This is a genomic window from Streptococcus oralis (assembly GCF_004127215.1).
Taxonomy (GTDB): domain Bacteria; phylum Bacillota; class Bacilli; order Lactobacillales; family Streptococcaceae; genus Streptococcus; species Streptococcus oralis_BD.
Genome location: NZ_QEWJ01000071.1, coordinates 1 through 442 on the forward strand (window position 1 = coordinate 1; position 442 = coordinate 442).

At 56.3% G+C, this 442-nt stretch carries 1 protein-coding gene; it reads right to left on the minus strand.

Annotation, left to right across the window (positions count from 1 at the left end; translation table 11 throughout):
* Positions 1–20 precede the first annotated feature (20 nt).
* Positions 21–442: LysR substrate-binding domain-containing protein (locus DF216_RS11130; protein WP_240659332.1), on the minus strand; the 422-nt coding region annotated here is incomplete at its 5' end.

The following is a 442-nucleotide window of genomic DNA, read 5'->3' on the forward strand; positions in this document are numbered from 1 at the left end:
ATTGTAAATTAAATGTAAAATCAATCCTCAATCATTTGCGCATACTCTTCACCGAGGAAATCAACCAGCGCCCTCACTGCCGGCAGCAGACCCCGGCGCGATGGAAACACCGCATGAATAACCTCACGTTTCGGTTCCCACTCGGGCAAAACCCGAACCAATGTTCCCGCATCCAGTTGCTCTTTCGCCATGAGCACCGGCAACTGCACCACGCCAACGCCTGCGATGGCGGCCTCGCGCAGCGCCAGCATATCGCCGGTAATAAATCGCGGCGTGAAATGCACTTCGGCCCGGGCCCCATTTGGCCCATCTAATTGCCATTGATGAATGTGCTTACCCACCGCCATACTCAGCCCCGGCCAACGGCACAGATCGTCCGGCGAACGCGGTTTCCCCATCAATGCCACCAGAGAAGGACTCGCTACCAGACAATGCCCACGAT